The 20,032-nt window shown below is 46.2% G+C and carries 15 protein-coding genes and 1 riboswitch; of the genes, 5 read left to right on the forward strand and 10 right to left on the reverse strand.

The window, feature by feature from the left end:
- Window positions 1-83: 83 nt before the first annotated feature.
- Both FS373_RS01340 and FS373_RS01345 read right to left on the reverse strand, forming a co-directional pair.
- The gene (locus FS373_RS01340; RefSeq protein WP_152828886.1) at window positions 84-3,158 is read right to left on the reverse strand and encodes an amidohydrolase family protein; all 3,075 of its coding nucleotides are present in this window, start codon (window positions 3,156-3,158) and stop codon (window positions 84-86) included.
- A gap of 166 nt (window positions 3,159-3,324) precedes the next feature.
- Window positions 3,325-3,717, reverse strand: coding sequence for an H-NS family nucleoid-associated regulatory protein (locus tag FS373_RS01345; protein WP_144047447.1), 393 nt, complete (start codon window positions 3,715-3,717; stop codon window positions 3,325-3,327).
- A 305-nt stretch (window positions 3,718-4,022) separates the two neighbouring features.
- Here FS373_RS01345 and FS373_RS01350 point away from each other — a divergent pair, with 305 nt between their 5' ends.
- The 4 genes from FS373_RS01350 to FS373_RS01365 all read left to right on the forward strand — a co-directional run bounded on the left by FS373_RS01350 (window position 4,023) and on the right by FS373_RS01365 (window position 8,551).
- The gene (locus FS373_RS01350) at window positions 4,023-4,772 is read left to right on the forward strand and encodes an electron transfer flavoprotein subunit beta/FixA family protein (protein WP_144047446.1); all 750 of its coding nucleotides are present in this window, start codon (window positions 4,023-4,025) and stop codon (window positions 4,770-4,772) included.
- A complete protein-coding gene (locus FS373_RS01355) occupies window positions 4,772-5,695 on the forward strand; it encodes an electron transfer flavoprotein subunit alpha/FixB family protein (protein WP_144047445.1) in 924 nt (307 codons plus the stop codon). Before FS373_RS01350 ends, FS373_RS01355 begins: the two co-directional genes overlap by 1 nt.
- Before the next feature lie 204 nt (window positions 5,696-5,899).
- Window positions 5,900-6,117, forward strand: a riboswitch (Lysine riboswitch).
- Between the two features lie 78 nt (window positions 6,118-6,195).
- A complete protein-coding gene (locus FS373_RS01360; protein ID WP_144047444.1) occupies window positions 6,196-7,764 on the forward strand; it encodes a Na+/H+ antiporter NhaC family protein in 1,569 nt (522 codons plus the stop codon).
- A gap of 208 nt (window positions 7,765-7,972) precedes the next feature.
- Complete coding sequence (locus tag FS373_RS01365) at window positions 7,973-8,551, forward strand: thymidine kinase (RefSeq protein WP_144047443.1); 579 nt, start codon at window positions 7,973-7,975, stop codon at window positions 8,549-8,551.
- Window positions 8,552-8,594: 43 nt separating this feature from the next.
- Here the strand turns inward: FS373_RS01365 and FS373_RS01370 are convergent, their stop codons facing one another.
- A complete protein-coding gene (locus FS373_RS01370) occupies window positions 8,595-9,029 on the reverse strand; it encodes a hypothetical protein (protein WP_144047442.1) in 435 nt (144 codons plus the stop codon).
- Window positions 9,030-9,262: 233 nt separating this feature from the next.
- On the opposite strand from FS373_RS01370, the gene FS373_RS01375 reads away from it, so the two are divergent.
- Complete coding sequence (locus FS373_RS01375) at window positions 9,263-9,793, forward strand: TlpA family protein disulfide reductase (RefSeq protein ID WP_144047441.1); 531 nt, start codon at window positions 9,263-9,265, stop codon at window positions 9,791-9,793.
- 38 nt (window positions 9,794-9,831) lie between these two features.
- Here the strand turns inward: FS373_RS01375 and FS373_RS01380 are convergent, their stop codons facing one another.
- The 7 genes from FS373_RS01380 to FS373_RS01410 form a co-directional block, all read right to left on the reverse strand.
- Window positions 9,832-10,398, reverse strand: coding sequence for a type II secretion system protein (locus FS373_RS01380; RefSeq protein WP_322619448.1), 567 nt, complete (start codon window positions 10,396-10,398; stop codon window positions 9,832-9,834).
- A 200-nt stretch (window positions 10,399-10,598) separates the two neighbouring features.
- A complete protein-coding gene (locus FS373_RS01385; RefSeq protein ID WP_152828888.1) occupies window positions 10,599-14,387 on the reverse strand; it encodes a hypothetical protein in 3,789 nt (1,262 codons plus the stop codon).
- A 254-nt stretch (window positions 14,388-14,641) separates the two neighbouring features.
- The gene (locus tag FS373_RS01390) at window positions 14,642-15,298 is read right to left on the reverse strand and encodes a 3-oxoacid CoA-transferase subunit B (RefSeq protein ID WP_144047438.1); all 657 of its coding nucleotides are present in this window, start codon (window positions 15,296-15,298) and stop codon (window positions 14,642-14,644) included.
- 16 nt (window positions 15,299-15,314) lie between these two features.
- On the reverse strand, window positions 15,315-16,022 hold the full coding sequence (locus FS373_RS01395) for a CoA transferase subunit A (protein ID WP_152828889.1): 708 nt from the start codon (window positions 16,020-16,022) through the stop codon (window positions 15,315-15,317).
- A gap of 82 nt (window positions 16,023-16,104) precedes the next feature.
- Window positions 16,105-16,995, reverse strand: coding sequence for a hydroxymethylglutaryl-CoA lyase (locus FS373_RS01400; protein WP_144047437.1), 891 nt, complete (start codon window positions 16,993-16,995; stop codon window positions 16,105-16,107).
- A gap of 46 nt (window positions 16,996-17,041) precedes the next feature.
- The gene (locus tag FS373_RS01405; protein ID WP_152828890.1) at window positions 17,042-19,144 is read right to left on the reverse strand and encodes an acetyl-CoA carboxylase biotin carboxylase subunit; all 2,103 of its coding nucleotides are present in this window, start codon (window positions 19,142-19,144) and stop codon (window positions 17,042-17,044) included.
- Window positions 19,144-19,983 (reverse strand): enoyl-CoA hydratase-related protein, encoded by an 840-nt coding sequence (locus FS373_RS01410; protein WP_144047435.1) that lies wholly within the window; start codon window positions 19,981-19,983, stop codon window positions 19,144-19,146. The genes FS373_RS01405 and FS373_RS01410 overlap by 1 nt, the downstream gene beginning before the upstream one ends.
- Window positions 19,984-20,032: the final 49 nt, after the last annotated feature.

A 20,032-nucleotide genomic window follows, 5' to 3' on the forward strand; every position in this document is an offset into this window, starting at 1 on the left:
AGACATCTTCTTACTCACTATGTGTTGTATTTGTGCATGTTCAAGCGCTTTATTTCGCTCTTTAGTTACTCGAGTCACAGGCTTCATAACGCAGCTCTCATTTGGTGTGCTTGATGCCAAACATCGTATTGAGTGTCGCAGTGCCATTCTGGCTCATTGCTCTCTATGACCGCTTCTCCGGGAGGCAGCGTGCTGGGTTTGGACTCACTGAGCAGTATCTTTTGTATTAGTGCCGCTCTTTCTTTAGCGATATCAGTTTGCAACTGCTTGTCTGTTTGACGGTCAAAATAGCGTTTGCCTTCTATCCAGGTGGCATCAACTTTTGCGTAAACAGATAATGGCGAGTGATCCCATAATACGATATCCGCTTGCTTACCTTTAGTTATCGAGCCTATGTATTGATCGACGCCCAATTGAATCGCCGGGTTGATGGTGACCATCTTCCACGCATCTTCTGCCGACATATCACAATACATCATAGACTTGGCGGCTTCCTGATTTAATCTTCGCTGCATCTCATAGTCATCTGAGTTGATGCTGGTGAGCACGCCCTTGCTCTGCATCAGGCAGGTGTTTTGGGGAATAGCATCATAGACCTCAAATTTATAGGCCCACCAATCAGAGAAGGTTGAGGCCGAGGCGCCGTGTTTAGCCATCTCTTCTGCGACTTTATAGCCTTCCAATACATGGGTGAAGGTTTTTACCTTGAAGTTATAGGCTTCTGCCAGGCGCAGGAACATCAAGATCTCAGATTGAACATAGGAGTGAATATGGATATCCCGTTTTTGCTCTAGCACTTCGGCGATAGCGGCTAAGCGATAGTTGGGTTTAGGCGCGATACGTTTGCGCTTCTCACTGCCTCTGAGGCGACGATAATCATAAATTGATTTTTGATAGGCGCTGGCTTCGTTGAATGCCTCGATGAACAGAGATTTAACCCCCATGCGACTTTGTGGGAAGCGTCTGTCGAAATTATCACCCCAGTTACTCTGTTTCACGTTTTCGCCCAGGGCAAACTTGATGCTGGGAGGCGCCTGAGTATATTTAAGCGTGTTGGCATTCTCGCCCCAGCGCATTTGGATCACCTGGGCCTGACCACCGATAGGGTTCGCACTGCCGTGTAATAGCTGCGCTGTGGTGACGCCGCCGGCTAAGGCGCGGTAAATAGCGATATCATTGGGATTGATGATATCGCCGATGCGCACTTCTGAGGTGATGGCATCTGTACCTTCATTGGTACCGCCATTGATGGCAATATGTGAGTGCTCATCAATAATACCTGCGGTTAAATGCTTGCCTGTGGCGTCGATATGGCGATAACCCGAAGGTGTTTTCAGGTTTGTGCCTATCTTCTCTATCTTGCCGCGCGATATGAGCACGTCGCTGTTTTCAAGCACTCCTTGTTCATCAGAGGTCCAGATGGTGGCGTTACTTATGTGTAGCTTCTCTGTTTTAGCTAAGCTGTCTCTGCCATAGGCGATATTGGGTAAGGTTAACTTAGAGATAAGTTCGACAGGTGTTTCATCTTCTTCAGTTTTTGGCGTTTCGAAGGCGTCTCTCAAGACTCCGGCTACAGGGGTGAGTGCGCCATCCTTATCTGACATGCGGCCACGAATGCCTTGTTCGTCAAACCAGAGTGTGAAACGGTTGATGCCCTCGAATCCAGCCTCTGTCATATCGACATTAAAGGTTAAGCGCTTATTGAGATAGGTCACCTGAGACAGTACCAACTCTTGTTCGCCGCTTGCTAAGGTGCCTGACATCTTGTCATCTTCTTTATTGGTGTTAGAGATAGACAGGTCCAGTGAGACTTGTCCTATCTGGATTTGATAGCTGGAATCCAACAGATCAGTATCCCTATCGATAAGTGCGTGTTCATCACCTTGTAACCAGATGCTGTAAATTACGCCATCTTCGAAGATATTACCTTTAGTGATCACTAGATCCGCAATAAACCCGGGCTTCAATCGACCGCTAAATTCACTGGTGCCGACAATTTCTGCGGCTTCGGTGGTGAGTGCGGCTAATGCCGTTGCTTCACTCAGGCCATATTTTACGGCCTGCTTGAGTCTAGGCCAAAAGTCTTCGGCTGTGATGCCGTGCTGAGTCAGTGAGAAGGGAAGCTGAGACTCTTCAACAGCCATCAAGTTAGCCGGTGCTCGCTCCCAATGTCGCATCTGTGCCAGGCTTATCTCTCTCTCACTGTCGTCATCGCCAACTAAGGGGGCGGCAGGGAAGTTTAATGGCAGAATTAAGCCATAACCATAAGTTTTCAGTTCGTCTAGCCGAGTGTACTCCATACCGTTACCCAGTAAACTTGCTTTATATTCATGTTCATTTAATAAGCTGGCAGCCCTGAGTTGACTGTTGAGGTTGCTAGTATCGAAAATAATCTGTTCACTCTCAATATTGGCTATAGCCAGGAGTGCACTATTAAATTCAATCAATTGAGTTTCAGATTTTGAAAATGACTTGTCTTTATTTTCTTTATACCAATTGGCATCGGCAAAAGTTTGTCTAATAAGCGCTATGCTGCCCATCAAAGAGCTTGGGTAATCTTGGGGGGAACTGCCCTTATCGAATGCTAAAAAATGACCGGAATGAGCACGATAGATAATTTCATTGGCACTTTTTTCAGCTAAAGATAATGTCACCCCACGTCCACGAAAGATGCCATCTAAATTACTGCTCTGAACACTGGTAAATCCATTTTTGATCCAAGGTTCTGCATCATTTTTATTAGGGTGAACATAATTGAACCAAGATTTTTCAGAGTGAATAGCGCCATTTTCAGCATTTCCACCTATACGTTTTATCTCATAGATAGGAGGTCGCACTTCATCTTGTGGGTATTCAAATTCGATGGCGTAGTCGGTAAAAGGGTCGATAAACCCCGGATAGATGGTATAACCATGCAGATCGATAATGAGTGCATCCTCTGGCACTTTATTATTTTTTATGACCTCTATAATCTTATTGTTTTGAATGAGTAAACTGGCATTTATTATTTTTTTACCTGGCTCAATCATTAAGGTCGCATGAGTGAGAGCGGTTAATTTGGGGGTGTTATCAGTGAGTTGATCATTTGCCTGCGCTTGCAATGAACTGATTGACAATAATGTCGTGATTATCGTTATTATTTTTATTTTGTGATGCATTTTAGACATTAACTATGAATAGTGAAACCTAGCCAGAGGTTATCTGAATTTTAGTGTAAATACCAAGTGGCAATTGTAATGATTTTTATCAATAGTGTTAAATCCAAAGTATAAAAAAACCGGCATAAGCCGGTCTAATATACTACTTCTGTTTGATAGAAGTGATTTAGATTAGGAAGTCATCCATAGAACGGCCTTTATCTAGCTCAGTCTTAAATACTGTCGGCATACGGCCTTGACCAGTCCAAGTGATTGCCTCGCCATTCACGTCGATAGCATATTTAGCTGGACGTGGAGCGCGCTTCTTAGGTGCTGGTTTTACCGCCGATGCACCCAGATCATCAATTGATAAGCCAACGGCTTCCATCTGTTTGCGGATTTCATCTATCTTGGCATTTCTTTCTGCCGTAGCTTCTGCTTCAGCTTCTGCTTGAGAGTCTCTTTCTGAGATAACTTTATCAAGTTTTACCGCTAATTCTTTTAAGTCTTCAATCGATAGTTCTTTTACTGCGGCTTTAAAACGGCGGCCATGAGTTAGTATTTCAAGAAAATCGCTCATAATTATTTGGTCCAATTATATTAAGTGAGTTATTAAATATCAGACTAATAATAGGAATTATTAGAACAAGTTTCAAATGTTATTTTAATTAAATTAATGAATATATATTTATATTCATATTATCTGCTGTTTATTGTTATTTTATTCGGTTAAAAATCACCAGAATATGATATGTATCAAAAAAAATACAAACAAGCGTTTGAATCCTTATTGACGTTAACGTTAACAGCACGTAAAGTGGAGCTACTTTGTGTAGGTGTTAACCTATACTCAACCCTCTAAATATGACGTAAGAAGGAAGCCCTATGAAAGTATTGGTGCCTGTTAAGCGCGTCGTCGATGCCAATGTTAAAGTCAGAGTGAATGCTGATAATACCGATGTCGATACCGCTAACTTGAAAATGGCGATTAACCCTTTTTGTGAGATTGCCGTAGAAGAAGCCGTGCGCCTAAAAGAAGCTGGTGTAGCTTCTGAAATTGTGGTTGTTACCGTGGGCCCTAAAGCCGCACAAGAGCAACTACGCACGGCAATGGCTTTAGGTGCCGATCGTGGTATTCATATCCAGACTGAAGAGGCGTTAGTACCTTTATCTATTGCTAAGCTGCTCAATGCAGTTCAGGAAAAAGAGCAGGCACAACTGATTATCTTAGGTAAGCAAACTATCGATGGTGATAATAACCAGACCGGACAGATGCTGTCGGCACTGGCTAATATGCCTCAGGCGACATTTGCTTCAGAAGTTAAAGTCGAGGGCGACTCTCTTGCCGTGACACGTGAAGTCGACGGCGGCCTACAGAGTGTCACCATTTCGCTGCCAGCAGTAGTGACGGTTGATTTGCGTTTAAATGAACCCAGATACGCTAAGTTACCTAACATCATGAAGGCAAAGCGTAAGCCATTAGAGACCCTTTCTATCGATGATTTAGGTGTAAGTCTGAAGCAGCATCAAACAGTATTAAAAGTGACTCCACCTGCCGAGCGTAAGGCTGGAATTATGGTGGCTAGCGTTGCAGAACTGGCCGATAAGTTAAAGAATGAAGCGAAGGTGATCTAATGGCAATTTTAGTATTAGCAGAACATGATAATGCCAGCTTGAAGCTGGACACCGCCAAAGTTGTCGCTTGTGGTCAAGCCATTGGTGGCGATATCGATGTCTTGATTGCCGGTCATGAATGTGCCGCAGTGGTCGATGCCGCCAAGCAACTTGCAGGTGTCAGGCATGTTTTAGTCGCACAGTCGGCGCAATATGCTCACGGGTTTGCCGATAATGTGGCACAGCTTATCGTGGATCTTGCCGGTGATTATGAACACATTTTGGCTGCAGCTACTAGCCAAGGTAAAGACACATTACCACGAGTATCGGCGCTTTTAGATGTCGCTCAGTTATCTGAAGTGGTAGAAGTCGTTAGTGCCGATACCTTCGTCCGTCCAATATACGCAGGTAATGCATTAGCCACGGTTCAGAGCCATGATGCTAAGAAGGTATTAACCGTACGTTCAAGTGCGTTTGATGCGGTCGCTAATGATGGAGCTGCGGATGTTGTTGCCATAGATAAGGTATTCGATTCTGTGACTCAGTTTATTTCTCAGAGCCTATCAGAATCTGAGCGCCCCGAACTTGGCGCTGCATCTGTTGTGGTATCGGGTGGTCGTGGTCTGGGTAGCGGTGAGAATTTTGCTATCTTAGAAAAGCTTGCCGATAAGCTAGGTGGCGCACTCGGTGCTTCACGCGCTGCGGTCGATGCAGGTTTTGTGTCTAACGATCTTCAAGTGGGTCAAACTGGTAAGATTGTGGCACCTGACTTGTATATTGCCGTGGGTATCTCGGGGGCAATTCAGCATCTGGCTGGGATGAAAGACTCTAAAGTGATCGTCGCCATCAACAAGGATCCTGAAGCGCCTATTTTCCAGATTGCCGATTACGGCTTGGAAGCGGATCTGTTTGAAGCGGTTCCCGAGCTAACTGATTTGCTATAACTTATCGATTATATGCTGTGTAAATGTAAGTTTTAGGTGAAATCCCTTTTGATTTACACTAAATAAGCGTGATCTTAGTCACAGTGAGCGGCTTTGGGGTAGAATCCTCAAAGCCGCTTGTGTTTTTATTAACTTCACGTTTTCATGTTTTCCTGAGTTTAGTACCTCTGTTTGGTACTATCAGTTCGGCACATGATAAACGTCCTGAGAAGTAGAGGTGCATTAAAGATCAGTAGTGATAGTCAGGGTGATACCGCTTATCTATCATGAAAGGCTTTGATGCCGAAGTAGTAATACATATCACGGTTTACTGCTGGGGCTGTATCGAATAGGTACAGCACTGCCATAGTATTTCTTATCTGGATGATAAGAAAATTTATACCTTTTAACTAACGGTATTACTATGGAGCGCTACTGATAGGACAGGTGTTTTCAGATATCTTTAATATCCCACCAGTTCAGCAGCCTCCATTCGTACTTAAAACTAAGATTATAATTAAATGACAACTTTAAGTTACGCCGATTCGGCGCTCTCATTGCTGCCACCTGTGGTTGCGATTCTGATGGCGATTGTTACACGTCGTGTATTGCTCTCTTTAGGGCTGGGAATATTACTCGGCGCTATTTTGATAAACGATTTCTCTGTCATAGCATCTGGGCAATACTTAGGCGAGCAAGTTGCTGGCCTATTCTGGGATGATGGTGCTCTCAATGCCTGGAACATGTATCTGCTAGGCTTCCTGGTACTATTGGGGATGATCACCGCGCTTATTACGGTGAGCGGTGCGGCTAACGCTTTTGCCGATTGGGCAAGGGGTCACATAAAGTGTAAACGTGATGCCAAGTTGATGACCATGTTCTTAGGCTGCGTGATCTTTATCGACGATTACTTCAACAGCTTAGTCGTCGGCAGTGTCGCCAGACCTCTGACCGACAGATATTATATCTCTCGCAGCAAGCTCGCCTATATTTTGGATTCGACAGCTGCACCAATCTGCGTGATCTCTCCCGTGTCGAGTTGGGGGGCTTATATCATCGCCTTGATCGGCGGTATTCTCACCGCCCATGGTTTCACAGATTCAGGACATCTGAGCATCTTTATCCAGATGATCCCGATGAACTTCTATGCCATATTTGCACTGCTACTTTTGTTTTGTGTCGCCTTCATGGATCTCAATGTCGGCCCCATGCGTCAGCATGAGCTCAATGCGCAGAAGGGTAACTTATATGATGAGGCTAAAGGCTTACCCCCCGGAGCTAATTCAGATCTGCCTGAGGCCGATAACGGTAAGATTCTGGGATTATTTCTGCCCATTATCGTACTGGTTCTTGCGACCTTCTATTTCATGGTGAGCAGCGGCGGAGACGTCTTAGCAGCAGACGGAAAACCTTTCAGTATTCTTGGTGCATTTGAAAATACCGATGTAGCTTCGTCTTTGTTCTTCGGTGCCTTGGTCGGTTTTATTGCGACTCTGGCCTTAGTCTTGATACAAGGATTGGATAAGTCATACCTAACTAAAGGTCTGGTTGCTGGTGCTCGCTCTATGCTGCCAGCCATCTATATCTTGCTATTTGCCTGGACGATTGCCGGCGTGATTGGTCAATTAGAGACAGGTAAGTACATGGCGAGTCTGGCATCGGGTAATATTCCGTTTGCGCTGTTACCCGCCGTCTTATTCGTGCTTGCAGGACTGACGGCGTTCTCTACCGGCACCAGCTGGGGGACGTTTGGTATCATGCTACCTATTGCCGCGGACATGGCGATGGGTACTCATACCAATATGATGTTACCTATGCTTGCGGCAGTGCTCGCTGGTGCAGTATTTGGTGATCATTGTTCACCTATCTCAGATACGACGATCCTCTCCTCCACGGGAGCTAACTGTCATCATATCGATCATGTGGTCACTCAACTGCCCTATGCCTTAATCGTGGCGGGGATCAGCTTGGGCGGTTATATCGTGCTGGGATTCACCGAGTCTCTGATGGCTGGACTCGCTACCTGTAGCATCTTATTTGTGATTAGCGTCTTGGTTTTGAAGGTTAAATCTACTCAGTCTACCAGCTAGCCATGCTACCAATGTTGTTGCTAGCCTAAGGCAAGACTAGCAAGTGAAATACCGCTCATATGAGCGGTATTTTTTTGTCTAGAGTTTCGCAGTAATCCAGTCGCTGTTTATCAGAATTAGTGAGTATTGGCTTGAATAGCACTGGCACATGATTTTCGTTATAAAAATTGTTAAACTGTAGCCGAATTCACGTATAAGGAATATCAGTTTGGCACAGCTCTATTTTTATTATTCGGCGATGAATGCCGGTAAGTCTACTTCACTCTTGCAGTCTTCATATAACTATCGCGAACGTGGCATGAACACCTTAGTGATGACGGCCTCAATCGATGACAGATACGGTGTGGGTAAAGTGTCTTCACGCATTGGTATCGAAACCGCTGCGCAGGTATTTGGTAGTAGCGATGATATTGCCAAGATGATAACGACGGCTCATGAAGAGCAGAAACTGCATTGTATCCTTATCGATGAATCTCAGTTTTTGAGTAAAGAGCAGGTCAAACAGCTGACCTATATCGTCGACATATTGGATATACCTGTGCTCTGTTATGGCCTGAAAACAGACTTTCAGGGAGAGTTATTTACCGGTAGCCAATATCTACTGGCCTGGTCAGACAAACTGGTCGAGCTTAAAACAATCTGTCATTGTGGTCGCAAGGCGAACATGGTGGTGAGATTAGACGATGAGGGCAAGCCTATGCGTGAAGGTGAGCAGGTCGCCATAGGTGGCAACGAGAGCTATGAATCTGTTTGCCGCAAGCATTTCAGAGAGTTTTTGTGGGATTAGCATCAGCGTTTAGGTCCTAGTATCTAAGTATTAGGACCTCTCATTAATCCAACTTGGACAGTAACTGCCTTACCTCTTCCCGTGTGTTATCTATCTTGGCGATTATTTGTTTTACACTCGTTTCGTCATCTCCTATCGAATCCCAATCTTGCTGCCATTCTTGTTTTAGTTGTTGAGTCGCTTGCTGCAATTCCGGTTCTGTGATCATGCTCAAGTCTGCAATCAGGTTTACTTTAATCCAACCTTTTCGCGGGTTTCCGGCGATTTGATCTTTATCGTAATAGGCCGCGTAGATGATCCCTTCCAGCTCAGACAGTTGTAGCAAGAGCTCAAAGCTTGCCGAGCGCATTGTTGAGTTATATTCAGTGACCTCCATTCGCCAGACGTTGTAGCTAAATCCTACAAGCGCAAATACCATGCTAAAAATGGCGGTTATTTGGAAAATGTGTTCTTTACTCTTCGGAAATGTCGGCTGCATATTGTTAATTTCATTGCCTAGCTTATAAACAAAGATAGTGTAAAGCCCATAAAAATTTCATTTTATCTGCTGAACATATTTTATTTTTACTGAATGTTAATTGCTAAGTATTCGGTCTATAGCTATGAATTAACTGCAAGTGAGTTCATAGCTTGGACTGCCAGTAGTCGGTTTGCCTTCGGTGATTGTTTGGAGGCTTACACCAGTTGATATTATAGGGAGGATTTATTCAAATGAAATTTGGCATCAAGGCTTTTGGTTTAGCGGCTGTAGTTTTTACTATCTTGGGTTTAATAACCTTTGTTTTCATAAACTCGGATGTAAACTCATTAGAGTTCAGCGAGGATGTGAAACTGGCACCTAACTTCGCATTAGCCGATCCCCTAGGCAAGGTTCACCAATGGTCAGAATATAAGGGTAAGCCGACTATCATACACTTCTGGGCGACCTGGTGCCCTTATTGTAAGAAACTGCAGCCAGGATTGGAGAAGTTGCGTGTGGACTACAGTGATAGCGACTTGCAGATCTTAGGAATAAGTTTCAATGAAGATGAGGGAGCCGATCCTGCCCAGACGTTAATGGAGCGAGGTATTCAGTTCCCAACCTTAGTGAAAGGGGAGAGTGCCGCTAAAGCTTATGGTGTTCCCGGCACCCCGACGACGGTATTTATCAATCGCCGTGGAGAGGTTGTCTGGGTGACAAATATTTCAGATCCTAACAACCAGAAGTTGAAGCAAGCTGTTGATTATATTCTTAGCCACTAAGTGATAGATGCAGCCTAGAACTAGGCGCGAGTGGCTAATTAAAAACAATCATCAGTAACAGCACGGGTAAAATATTCAAATTTTGGCACTGGGGAGCGATATTCGACGTGGCATTTGAACTTACCACTTCGAATGTCTGCTAACTTGTCTGCAAATTTTTTGGGGATAATAGCAAAAGAGGAAAATGAACCTATTCCAAACACGAAATCATTATCAGATAATCCCATTACACTTTTATAGTTATCTTCTACTAGCGTATTTGAAGATGAGGTACCAGTAGCTTTTGGATAGCCGTTCGATACATACAGACGTGTATCTGATACATCTATGTAGAAGTAACCTACCTGTCGATCCCAATTTGGATTGTTGTTACATGTGCCATCGCAATCTTCTCTATCGGCAATGCCATCAAGTTGGGTTTTTGAGTGTACAAGTTGATTCATTGAGGCGATGGAACCAGCTATCCCTTCAAGATTGGCTTTCTGAGCGTCACTGCCTAGCGAAAGAAACTTAGGAGTAGCAATAACTGCGAGTATGCCTAAGATTATGATGACAACCACTAACTCGATTAAGGTAAAGCCAGTTTGATTTTTGTTTAAAGACACTTTATATATATCACTAACAAATTGTTCGCGGAATATACTTAGATTAAACTTTCTTATCAAGAATGTATCACTCAAATCGATAAATAAAACTGAACTATTTTAATATGTTGCTGGTTTTATTTATTGTGTGCGGGTTCTGTTTTTAACTTGTGTCGGTTGGATTTATTTTGTTGTTCTTAGGTTGGTTTGGCTGCTGGTTTCTAAGGCACTAGCTCAAGACAAGCAGCGTATTCTGGAGTCGTGTCGGCGATGCTCCCTGGCGATCCGGTCACCATATAGAAGTCTCTGTGGCTGCCACCGCCGATATCTGAGCTGCTCCAGTAATATTCGTTATCCACTCCCCAGCCTAGGGCATTACCCACATGAGCGCTGGCAAATTCAGGGTAACTGGCTTCTGCAGCATCATAAAACTGCTTCAAGCCGAAGGGGTTTGAGACATCAGTGTTACCCTCTACGGCGAGTGTCATTCCACGAGTGGTGCACAAAGCATCGGCATTGGGCCAAGTGTATAACCCCCAGAGTACATTGCTGCCAATTTCAGAGTCTTGACCATCATGAAGTGGCGATGCTGGTATTGCCGCATTAAGCAGGACCGACTCGATTATGCTAAGTGGTCGATGTAATCGTTTGGTGACCGTCGCTATGGTCAGCTCGATATAATCAACCGACGCTATGGCCCTGCTGGTTATCTGGTTGCTACCATCGAGTGTCATAGGCAGTCCGCCAGTGACACTCGTTACAGGATATTGGGATACTAAGTTACATATCTCTCCCTCCTCAACAGTGGTCACACAGACCTCCACATCGTAGCCTACCAGTCTGAATGCTGACTGAGTAATGGGTAAGCGGGATATAGTATAGCTGGTGTTGCTGGTGGATCTTACTGCATTGTCAGCCGGGTTGGTCGACTTCCAGGTGACGCCAGTTTCGCTATAGCCTTTCACATCTAAGGTTAAAGTTTGATTGAGTTTTAATTCACCGGTGAGCAAGATAGCCGCTATGTCTGTGGTGATGCAGGCTTGTGAACCTATTTTTGGTGTACCACTCACGGCGACAGCTGTAACACAAAAACTTAGGCTTTTACCGCCACTGTCTGCTAACGGTGTGTATGAGATGTTTTGGCTGACTTCTACATTATCCAGTTTCCAACTGAACAGACTAACCCCTTCAGCATCGCCATCAGAATCGATAAAGTCATAGCTAACAGTTAAAAAGGTACTGGGTTTGACGAAAGTATCCCAACTTAAGTTAGTTGTGCTTGGTGCGCTGCCTGCTTTTGGATTAATGTTAGCGGCAAGAGTACAAACCTGATCTCCAGTTGCATTCTGACCATAAGTTGCTAATGGAGTAACACAGAAACTAATATCTTTACCTTCATCAGCGACGACGAGTGTTACTGTTGAGCCTGTGGCGATTTCGGTGCCATCAACCTGCCAGCTTAGTAAGCTAGCTCCCTCGGGGCGGCTGTTAGCGTCATTATACAGGTAGCTGCCAGTGAGTAAGGTGCCTACCACGGGAGTTGGGCTGATTAACAAAATGGTTGCAGTCGGAGCGGTATAGGTCCCAGTGATATTTTGTGAGAAACACACCTGTAGCCCTTGTTTAGGGGAGCCAGTTTGCGCAATCGGGGTGACACACAATTGCAGAGTTTTCCCTTCGCTGTCTATGGGTAAAGTGAGGCTTAAGCCTGTGCCGCTAGCTAGGTTATCGATTAGCCATTGAGTCAGACTGCTGGCTTCAATATCACCATTGGCATCGCTATAGAGATAACTGGCTGTGACACTTTGCCCGGGTTGCAGTGGCGATGAGATGGTTAAGCCGCTTGCTTCAGGGGCGCTGCCTGCTTTGGGGAAAATGCTCGCTGGCGTCGAGCACACTTGTGTACCGGTGGCATTGATGCCATAGGCTGCCACAGGGGTAACACAAAACGTTAGGATTTTACCTTCATCGGTGGCGGCGAAAGTGAGTGTCTCTCCTGCTGAAACCTCAGTACCATCTAGCTTCCAGGTCAGTAAGCTAGCTCCCTCTGGGCGGCTGTTAGCGTCATTATACAGGTAGCTGCCAGTGAGTAAGGTGCCTATCACGGGAGTTGGGCTGATTAACAAAATGGTTGCGGTCGGAGCGCTATAGGTCCCAGTGATATTTTGTGAGAAACACACCTGTAGCCCTTGTTTAGGGGAGCCCGTTTGCGCAATAGGGGTGACACACAATTGCAGAGTTTTCCCTTCGCTGTCTATGGGTAAAGTGAGGCTTAAGCCTGTGCCGCTAGTTAGGTTATCGATTCGCCATTGAGTCAGACTGCTGGCTTCAATATCACCATTGGCATCGCTATAGAGATAACTGGCTGTGACACTTTGCCCGGGTTGCAGTGGCGATGAGATGGTTAAGCCGCTTGCTTCAGGGGCGCTGCCTGCTTTGGGGAAAATGCTCGCTGGCGTCGAGCACACTTGTGTACCGCTGGCATTGATGCCATAGGCTGCCACAGGGGTAACACAAAACGTTAGGATTTTACCTTCATCGGTGGCGGCGAGAGTGAGTGTCTCTCCTGCTGAAACCTCAGTACCATCTAGCTTCCAGGTCAGTAATCTATCTCCCTCTGGGCGGCTGTTTGCGTCATTATACAGGTAGCTGCCAGTGAGTAAGGTACCTACCACCGGAGCAGGGCTGATTAACAAAATGGTTGCAGTCGGAGCGCTATAGGTCCCAGTGATATTTTGTGAGAAACACACCTGTAGCCCTTGTTTAGGGGAGCCAGTTTGCGCAATCGGGGTGACACACAATTGCAGAGTTTTCCCTTCGCTGTCTATGGGTAAAGTGAGGCTTAAGCCTGTGCCGCTAGCCAGGTTATCGATTCGCCATTGAGTCAGACTGCTGGCTTCAATATCACCATCGGCATCGCTATAGAAATAACTGGCTGTGACACTTTGCCCGGGTTGCAGTGGCGATGAGATAGCTAAGCTGCTAGCAACAGGAGCACTACCAGCTTTTGGATCTATGTTAGAGGGGGCTGAGCAGACTTGGAGCCCTATTGCATTCTGGCCATAAGTTGCTAATGGAGTAACACAGAAACTAATATCTTTACCTTCATCAGCGACGACGAGTGTTACTGTTGAGCCTGTGGCGACTTCGGTGCCATCTACTTCCCAGCTCAGTAAGCTATCTCCCTCGGGGCGGTTGTTAGCGTCATTATACAGGTAACTGCCATTGAGCAGGTTGCCTATCACGGGAGTCGGGCTGATCAGCAACTTGCTAGCTGTTGGGGGCGTATAACTACCAATGACAGTTTTAGTATCGCAAGCTTCTGCACCTATGTTTGGCTCACCAGTTAAAGACTTTGGCGTGACACAAAAGCTAAGTATTGCACCTTCTGAATTCACTGGAAGCAAATAATGCAGCCCTTGTGCGACTTCTGAGGAGTTTAAGCGCCAGATTAACTGGCTAGCAGCTTCGGCATCATCATCCGCATCCGTGTATAAGTATGACCCTTCAATCTTAGAACCTGGCTGCAATGGGGATATTATGAGGATATTTTCAGCAACAGGAACACTACCTGATGTTGGTAAAATAAGTTCTGCGATAGAACAAACTTGTGAGCCAGTGTTGTTGTTTCCGTAAGCTGCGATAGGGGTGACACAGAAGTGGAGCCATTGCCCCTCATGAAGTTTGCTCGGTGTAAACTGACTATCATGGTTTTGCAGTTGATTATCAAGATACCAACTTACTTTACTGCCACCTTCCGGGCGGTTAGCGGCATCATTAAACTGGTAATCTAGGGATAAAATGGTATCGACCTCAGCTTGAGGGGAGGTCGATAGCTGTGTGGCTGTTGGTGGCGAGAAGGTTTCATAACTTGGAAAGCCATCGTCGTCACCACCACAAGCTGTTAACAATGTGGCAGTGATCATCAGGCTTAAAAAGCGAAAGTTTACAGCTAGCAACTGTAAAGCTGAATCTAGATAACCCTTGTTAATTTGACTAAATATGGCCACTTTACCTTCCTCAAATGAGAGCATAATGAGCAATGCTCATGCATTGCAAAGTGATCCATCACATCTAGTATGTTGTTATCAAACTGTTCGTATAAGATATACAAAATTTACTTGTATTGAAAGTTGTTACATGCCATTTGCTTGACGTATGTTGCGTAAAGATTAATTTTAGTCGATTTTTAAAATGAAAAAAGGCCAGTGATTTCTCACTGGCCTTTAATACTTGTATGTCTTGTCCTGGAATTAGCGAATAGCTATAGGCTCATCTCTGGTACATGCTCAGGAACAACTAACTTACCCGCCGTTTTCTCAACTATCTCTTCGACAGAGACACCCGGAGCACGCTCTAGCAGGTGGAAGGCACCATCTTTAATCTCCATAAAGGCCAGATCGGTCAGCACACGTTTGATGCAGCCAAAGCCAGTTAGCGGCAGTTCACACTTAGCGAGCAGTTTAGAGTTTCCGCGCTTGTCTGCATGCATCATGGTGACGATAATATTGTCAGCACCAGCGACCAAGTCCATAGCGCCGCCCATGCCCTTGATGAGCTTACCAGGGATCATCCAGGAGGCGATAGAGCCTTGCTCATCAACCTCGAAGGCACCGAGTACGGTAAGGTCTACATGACCGCCACGGATCATGGCAAAACTTTCAGCCGATGAGAAGAATGAAGCGCCGTCGACGGCGGTGACAGTTTGCTTACCTGCGTTGATAAGATCGGCATCTATGGTCTCTTCAGTGGGGAACTCTCCCATGCCAAGTAGGCCATTTTCCGACTGCAGCATTACATCTATTCCCTGTGGAATATAGTTAGCCACTAAGGTTGGAATACCTATGCCTAAATTAACGTAGAAGCCATCTTTTAGCTCTGCCGCTACACGTTGTGCGAGTTGATCTCTTGTTAATGCCATTATCTCTCCCTCCTGCTTATGCTTCAGCTGGCTTTACAGTACGTTGCTCGATGCGTTTCTCGAATGTGCCTTGGATGACACGATTAACGTAAATCCCCGGGGTGTGGATATGATCTGGGTCTAATTCGCCGGGTTGAACGATATGCTCGGCTTCGACTACGGTAATTTTACCGGCCGTTGCCATCATAGGGTTGAAGTTAGCGGCGGTTTTACGAAAGACCAAGTTACCCATGGTATCGGCTTTCCAGGCGCGAATTAAGGCAAAGTCTGCGGTGAGTGATGGCTCAAGTACGTAATGGCGCCCCTCTATCTCACGGGTTTCCTTGCCTTCAGCAATGGGGGTACCGTAACCCGTTGCGGTGAAGAAGGCGGGGATGCCTGCGCCGCCTGCACGTATTTTCTCGGCGAGTGTGCCCTGGGGGGTCAAGATCACATTGAGCTCGCCGGATAACATCTGCTTCTCGAAAGTGGCGTTTTCACCGACATAGGAGGCTATCATGGTATCGATTTGGCGGCTCTTGAGCAGTAAGCCTAAGCCGAAATCATCGACTCCGGCGTTATTAGAGATGGCCGTCAATCCTGTTACGCCGATTTTGACCATATGTGAGATCAAGCCTTCGGGGATACCACAAAGGCCAAATCCGCCTACCATCACAGTCATGTCATTGGAAAGGCCCTTAAGGGCTTCTTCATAACTGTGTACGACTTTATTCAGTCCTGCCATTATTCTTATCTCCTTTGTAGAAGGGTCGAGTGTTAATTCTGTAGGTTCTAGGTTCGCGCTGCTTTTTACTCGCTGATGGCTCTTAACTGAGCAAGGCTTGGGCAACTTTAGAGCCTGTCTGTCTGCCAAGGGCCTGGCTTATCTTGTTACCTGCCTGGGCAAGTAAAGTGAGATCTATGCCTGTGTCTATTCCGAGTCCATGTAACATGTAGACTAGATCTTCGGTGGCTAAGTTACCCGATGCACCTTTGGCATAGGGACATCCACCGAGTCCAGCTACCGATGAGTCAACGACACTGACGCCGGTTTCAAGACAGGCCAGAATATTCGCCAGTGCTTGTCCATAGGTATCATGAAAGTGTAGTGCGAGTTTATCCACTGGCACGACTTGGCTGACTGCTTGCACCATTTTACGGGCATTATTTGGCGTGCCAACGCCTATGGTGTCACCGAGTGAGATCTCATAGCAGCCCATCTTGTAAAGGATTTCAGACACGCGAGCCACTTCATTCACGTCAATCTCACCTTCATAGGGGCAACCTAAGACGCAGGACACATAGCCTCGTACCCGAATGTTTTCGGCCTTAGCACGCTCCATCAGTGGCTTAAAACGCACAATGGACTCTTGGATTGAGCAGTTAATATTACGCTGAGAGAAACTCTCGGACGCCGCGCCAAAGATGGCAACTTCATCGGCTTTTGCGTCAAGCGCGAGTTCCAGACCTTTCAGGTTCGGGGTCAGCGCACTATAGGTCACATCCGCTTCACGCTTAATATTGCGTAATACTTCACCTGAATCGGCCATCTGTGGTACCCATTTTGGTGATACTAAGCTCGCCGCTTCGATGCGTTTAATGCCTGCTTTGGCTAAGTCTTGTATCAAGATTATCTTGTCCTGAGTACTGACTGTCTTTTCGTTTTGCAGGCCGTCGCGAGCGCCGACTTCAAATATGCTGACCTGTTTAGGGAACATTATTAGGCTCTCCGCTTATCAGTTGCATGTATTACATGAGTCATCTTCATGCTTTCCCTTCTACTTTCTCTTCAGTCTCAGCTGGCTCGACTTCTACTAATATGGTGCCATCAGTGACTAATTCGCCTGGCTCGAAGAAGAACGCATTAACTACGCCATCAAAGGGAGATTCAATTGTGTATTCCATCTTCATCGCTTCCATCACCATCAGCCCTTGACCCGCTGTTACGGCATCACCTTTGTTGACTAGGTGAGTCACGATAGTGCCATTCATCGGCGCCTTGAGCTTATCTTCGAGACACTCTTGCTCTTCAACAAGCTCAGTCTGAATCGCACGGTAATGATAGCTGGTGGCATTGATAAAGAGGGTGAAGTCTTCTTCAACCTGGCTGACCGGCACTTTCACTTTATGACCGGATGTCTTGATAGCTAGAGCCTTGTCATGCTCGTCTTTAACGGCAATCTCAGCGTGAAGCATTTCATCGATGAGCTCGCCCTTTAGCACGTAAGCCTTGTCATCGATTTGAACCTGATAGACAGACTGACCAGCAATCATCATTTCACTGACTTCTAAATGTTGAACTTGATGCTTATCGTCCAGCAGTGAGACCTGGTGGATACTGTTGCTATTGAGCCTAAATCCACTCACAGTACCCCAAGGAGAGTAAGGATCATGACTGTTCACCGCACATTCTTTAGCGGCGACTTTACGGGCGCAGAGTTGGTAGAGCGCCGCTAAGGCTAAGGAATTTTGTTCATCGTTCGACGCAGATAAGCTACGGCCGATAAGTTCATCGCCGTAGCGCTCGATAAAGTCGGTGCTGAAATTAGCATCGCTGAAGGCTTTATGCTCGGTGATGTTAGCCAGGAACTCGATATTGTGTTTCAAGCCACTGATCTGGTATGACTCCAGGGAGTGGACCATACGTTGTAATGCTCGTGGGCGAGTCTCGTCCCACACAATAAGCTTAGAGATCATAGGATCGTAGAAGTTACTGATCACATCGTTTTCACGAATGCCCGAGTCGATTCGTACAAACTTACTCTGCTCTGGTTCACGCAGGAAGTTAAGCTTTCCGCTGGCGGGCAGGAAGTCATTTTGCGGGTCTTCGGCGTAGATACGTACTTCGAATGAGTGACCATGAATACGCACTTCATCTTGTTTCAAGGGTAAGTGACTACCGCTGGCTATCATTAACTGCCATTTAACCAGATCTTGACCTGTGACCATCTCAGTTACCGGATGCTCAACCTGCAAACGAGTATTCATCTCCATAAAATAGAAGCTGTTATCGGTATCGAGTAGAAATTCTATGGTGCCTGCGCCGCGATAGTCGATGGCTTTGGCTGCCGCGACAGCTGCTTCACCCATCTCGACTCTGAGTTCGTCACTCAGGCCTGGGGCTGGGGCTTCTTCGACGACTTTTTGATGGCGACGCTGAATTGAACAGTCGCGATCTGACAAATAGATGCAGTTGCCATAGTTGTCGGCGAAGACTTGTACTTCTACATGACGAGGTTGGCGCAAGTAGCGCTCCATCAGGAGTTTGTCGTTACCGAAAGAGGAGCTGGCTTCACGTCTGGCAGAGTGAATGTTTTCCAATACTTCAGCACTAGTCTCGACGATACGCATGCCTTTACCGCCACCGCCATAGGTTGCCTTGATCAGTAAGGGGAAGCCCATCTTGTTGGCTTCCTTGACGAGCAGGGCATCATCTTGGGCATCACCATGATAACCAGGGACTAGCGGCACATTTGCCGCCCCCATGATATCTTTTGCGGCGCTCTTGCTGCCCATGGAGTCGATGGCATCGGCAGTAGGGCCGACGAAAATGATGCCTGCTTGCTCACATTTTCGTGCAAATTCGGCATTTTCTGAGAGGAAACCGTATCCCGGGTGTATGGCTTGTGCACCAGACTTCTTGGCGATATCTATGATCAGATCGGCTTTAAGATAAGAGTCTGCCGGCGCGCTGCCACCTAAGTAAAAGGATTCATCGGCTAATGCCACATGGCGGGCATTGACGTCGGCGTCGCTGTATAAAGCCACGGTGCGAACGCCCATAGCCTTGGCTGTTTTGATGATACGACAGGCGATTTCACCACGGTTAGCAATTAATAGTTTTTTTATTAAGGATTGGCTAAACATTATTTGGCTCCTTGCGCACTGATATTTTTTGAATCGATTTGAGTGCTGCTCCAGCTTGGCTTGCGCTTGTCGAAGAAGGCATTTAAGCCTTCCTGACCTTCATTTGATACCCGAATTTTTGCGATTCGTTCACTGGTATGCTCTAGAGTCGCGTCATCGATAACGCCATCTTCGAGGCGAGACAGCAAGGTTTTCACCCATGTCATGCCTTGTGGGCTGTTAGCGAGCAGGGCTTGGATAATCGGCTCGGCGGCGGCCTCTAGATCGTCATTAATCTCGTGAATGACTTGTAGACCCAGTGCCTTTTCGGCAGTAAATCGTTCGGCAGTCAACATGTAGCGACGCGAGGCTCGTTGACCCATGGCGCGTACCACATAAGGGCTGATAACCGCCGGGATGAGTCCGAGTTTGACTTCACTTAAGCAAAAACTGGCTCGCTCATTGGCAATGGCGATATCACAACAACAGATAAGCCCTAATGCGCCACCAAATGCTGCCCCCTGGACTAAGGCAATTGTGGGTTTGGGGAATTTATCTAAGGTCGACATCAACTTGGCAAGCTCATTGGCATCACACAAGTTTTGCTCGAAATCCATCTTGGCCTGCTTACGCATCCAATTGAGATCGGCGCCTGCACTGAAGTTTTTACCATTGGCTTTCAGCACCAGTACCTGACATTCGCTATTGCTAGCAAAATGTTCGAGGGTCTGGATCATTTCGCCGATCATCACCTCATCGAAGGCATTATGCTTATCGGCTCGGTTGAGGATCATCTGTCCCACGCCATTAGTTAGTTGGCATGAAACGTATTTAAAATCTTCTATCAATTGTGTCGTCATGGTTCAGCACTCACAGCTTAGTCAATACAGGCTTGTCGGTCAGTATGGC

The sequence above is a fragment of the Shewanella sp. YLB-07 genome (assembly GCF_009377275.1).

Coding starts and splice junctions, on each gene's coding strand:
- FS373_RS01340 (WP_152828886.1), bottom strand. CDS start 3,158: ATGCATCACAAAATAAAAATAATAACGATAATCACGACATTATTGTCA.
- FS373_RS01345 (WP_144047447.1), bottom strand. CDS start 3,717: ATGAGCGATTTTCTTGAAATACTAACTCATGGCCGCCGTTTTAAAGCC.
- FS373_RS01350 (WP_144047446.1), top strand. CDS start 4,023: ATGAAAGTATTGGTGCCTGTTAAGCGCGTCGTCGATGCCAATGTTAAA.
- FS373_RS01355 (WP_144047445.1), top strand. CDS start 4,772: ATGGCAATTTTAGTATTAGCAGAACATGATAATGCCAGCTTGAAGCTG.
- FS373_RS01360 (WP_144047444.1), top strand. CDS start 6,196: ATGACAACTTTAAGTTACGCCGATTCGGCGCTCTCATTGCTGCCACCT.
- FS373_RS01370 (WP_144047442.1), bottom strand. CDS start 9,029: ATGCAGCCGACATTTCCGAAGAGTAAAGAACACATTTTCCAAATAACC.
- FS373_RS01375 (WP_144047441.1), top strand. CDS start 9,263: ATGAAATTTGGCATCAAGGCTTTTGGTTTAGCGGCTGTAGTTTTTACT.
- FS373_RS01390 (WP_144047438.1), bottom strand. CDS start 15,298: ATGGCATTAACAAGAGATCAACTCGCACAACGTGTAGCGGCAGAGCTA.
- FS373_RS01395 (WP_152828889.1), bottom strand. CDS start 16,022: ATGGCAGGACTGAATAAAGTCGTACACAGTTATGAAGAAGCCCTTAAG.
- FS373_RS01400 (WP_144047437.1), bottom strand. CDS start 16,995: ATGTTCCCTAAACAGGTCAGCATATTTGAAGTCGGCGCTCGCGACGGC.
- FS373_RS01405 (WP_152828890.1), bottom strand. CDS start 19,144: ATGTTTAGCCAATCCTTAATAAAAAAACTATTAATTGCTAACCGTGGT.
- FS373_RS01410 (WP_144047435.1), bottom strand. CDS start 19,983: ATGACGACACAATTGATAGAAGATTTTAAATACGTTTCATGCCAACTA.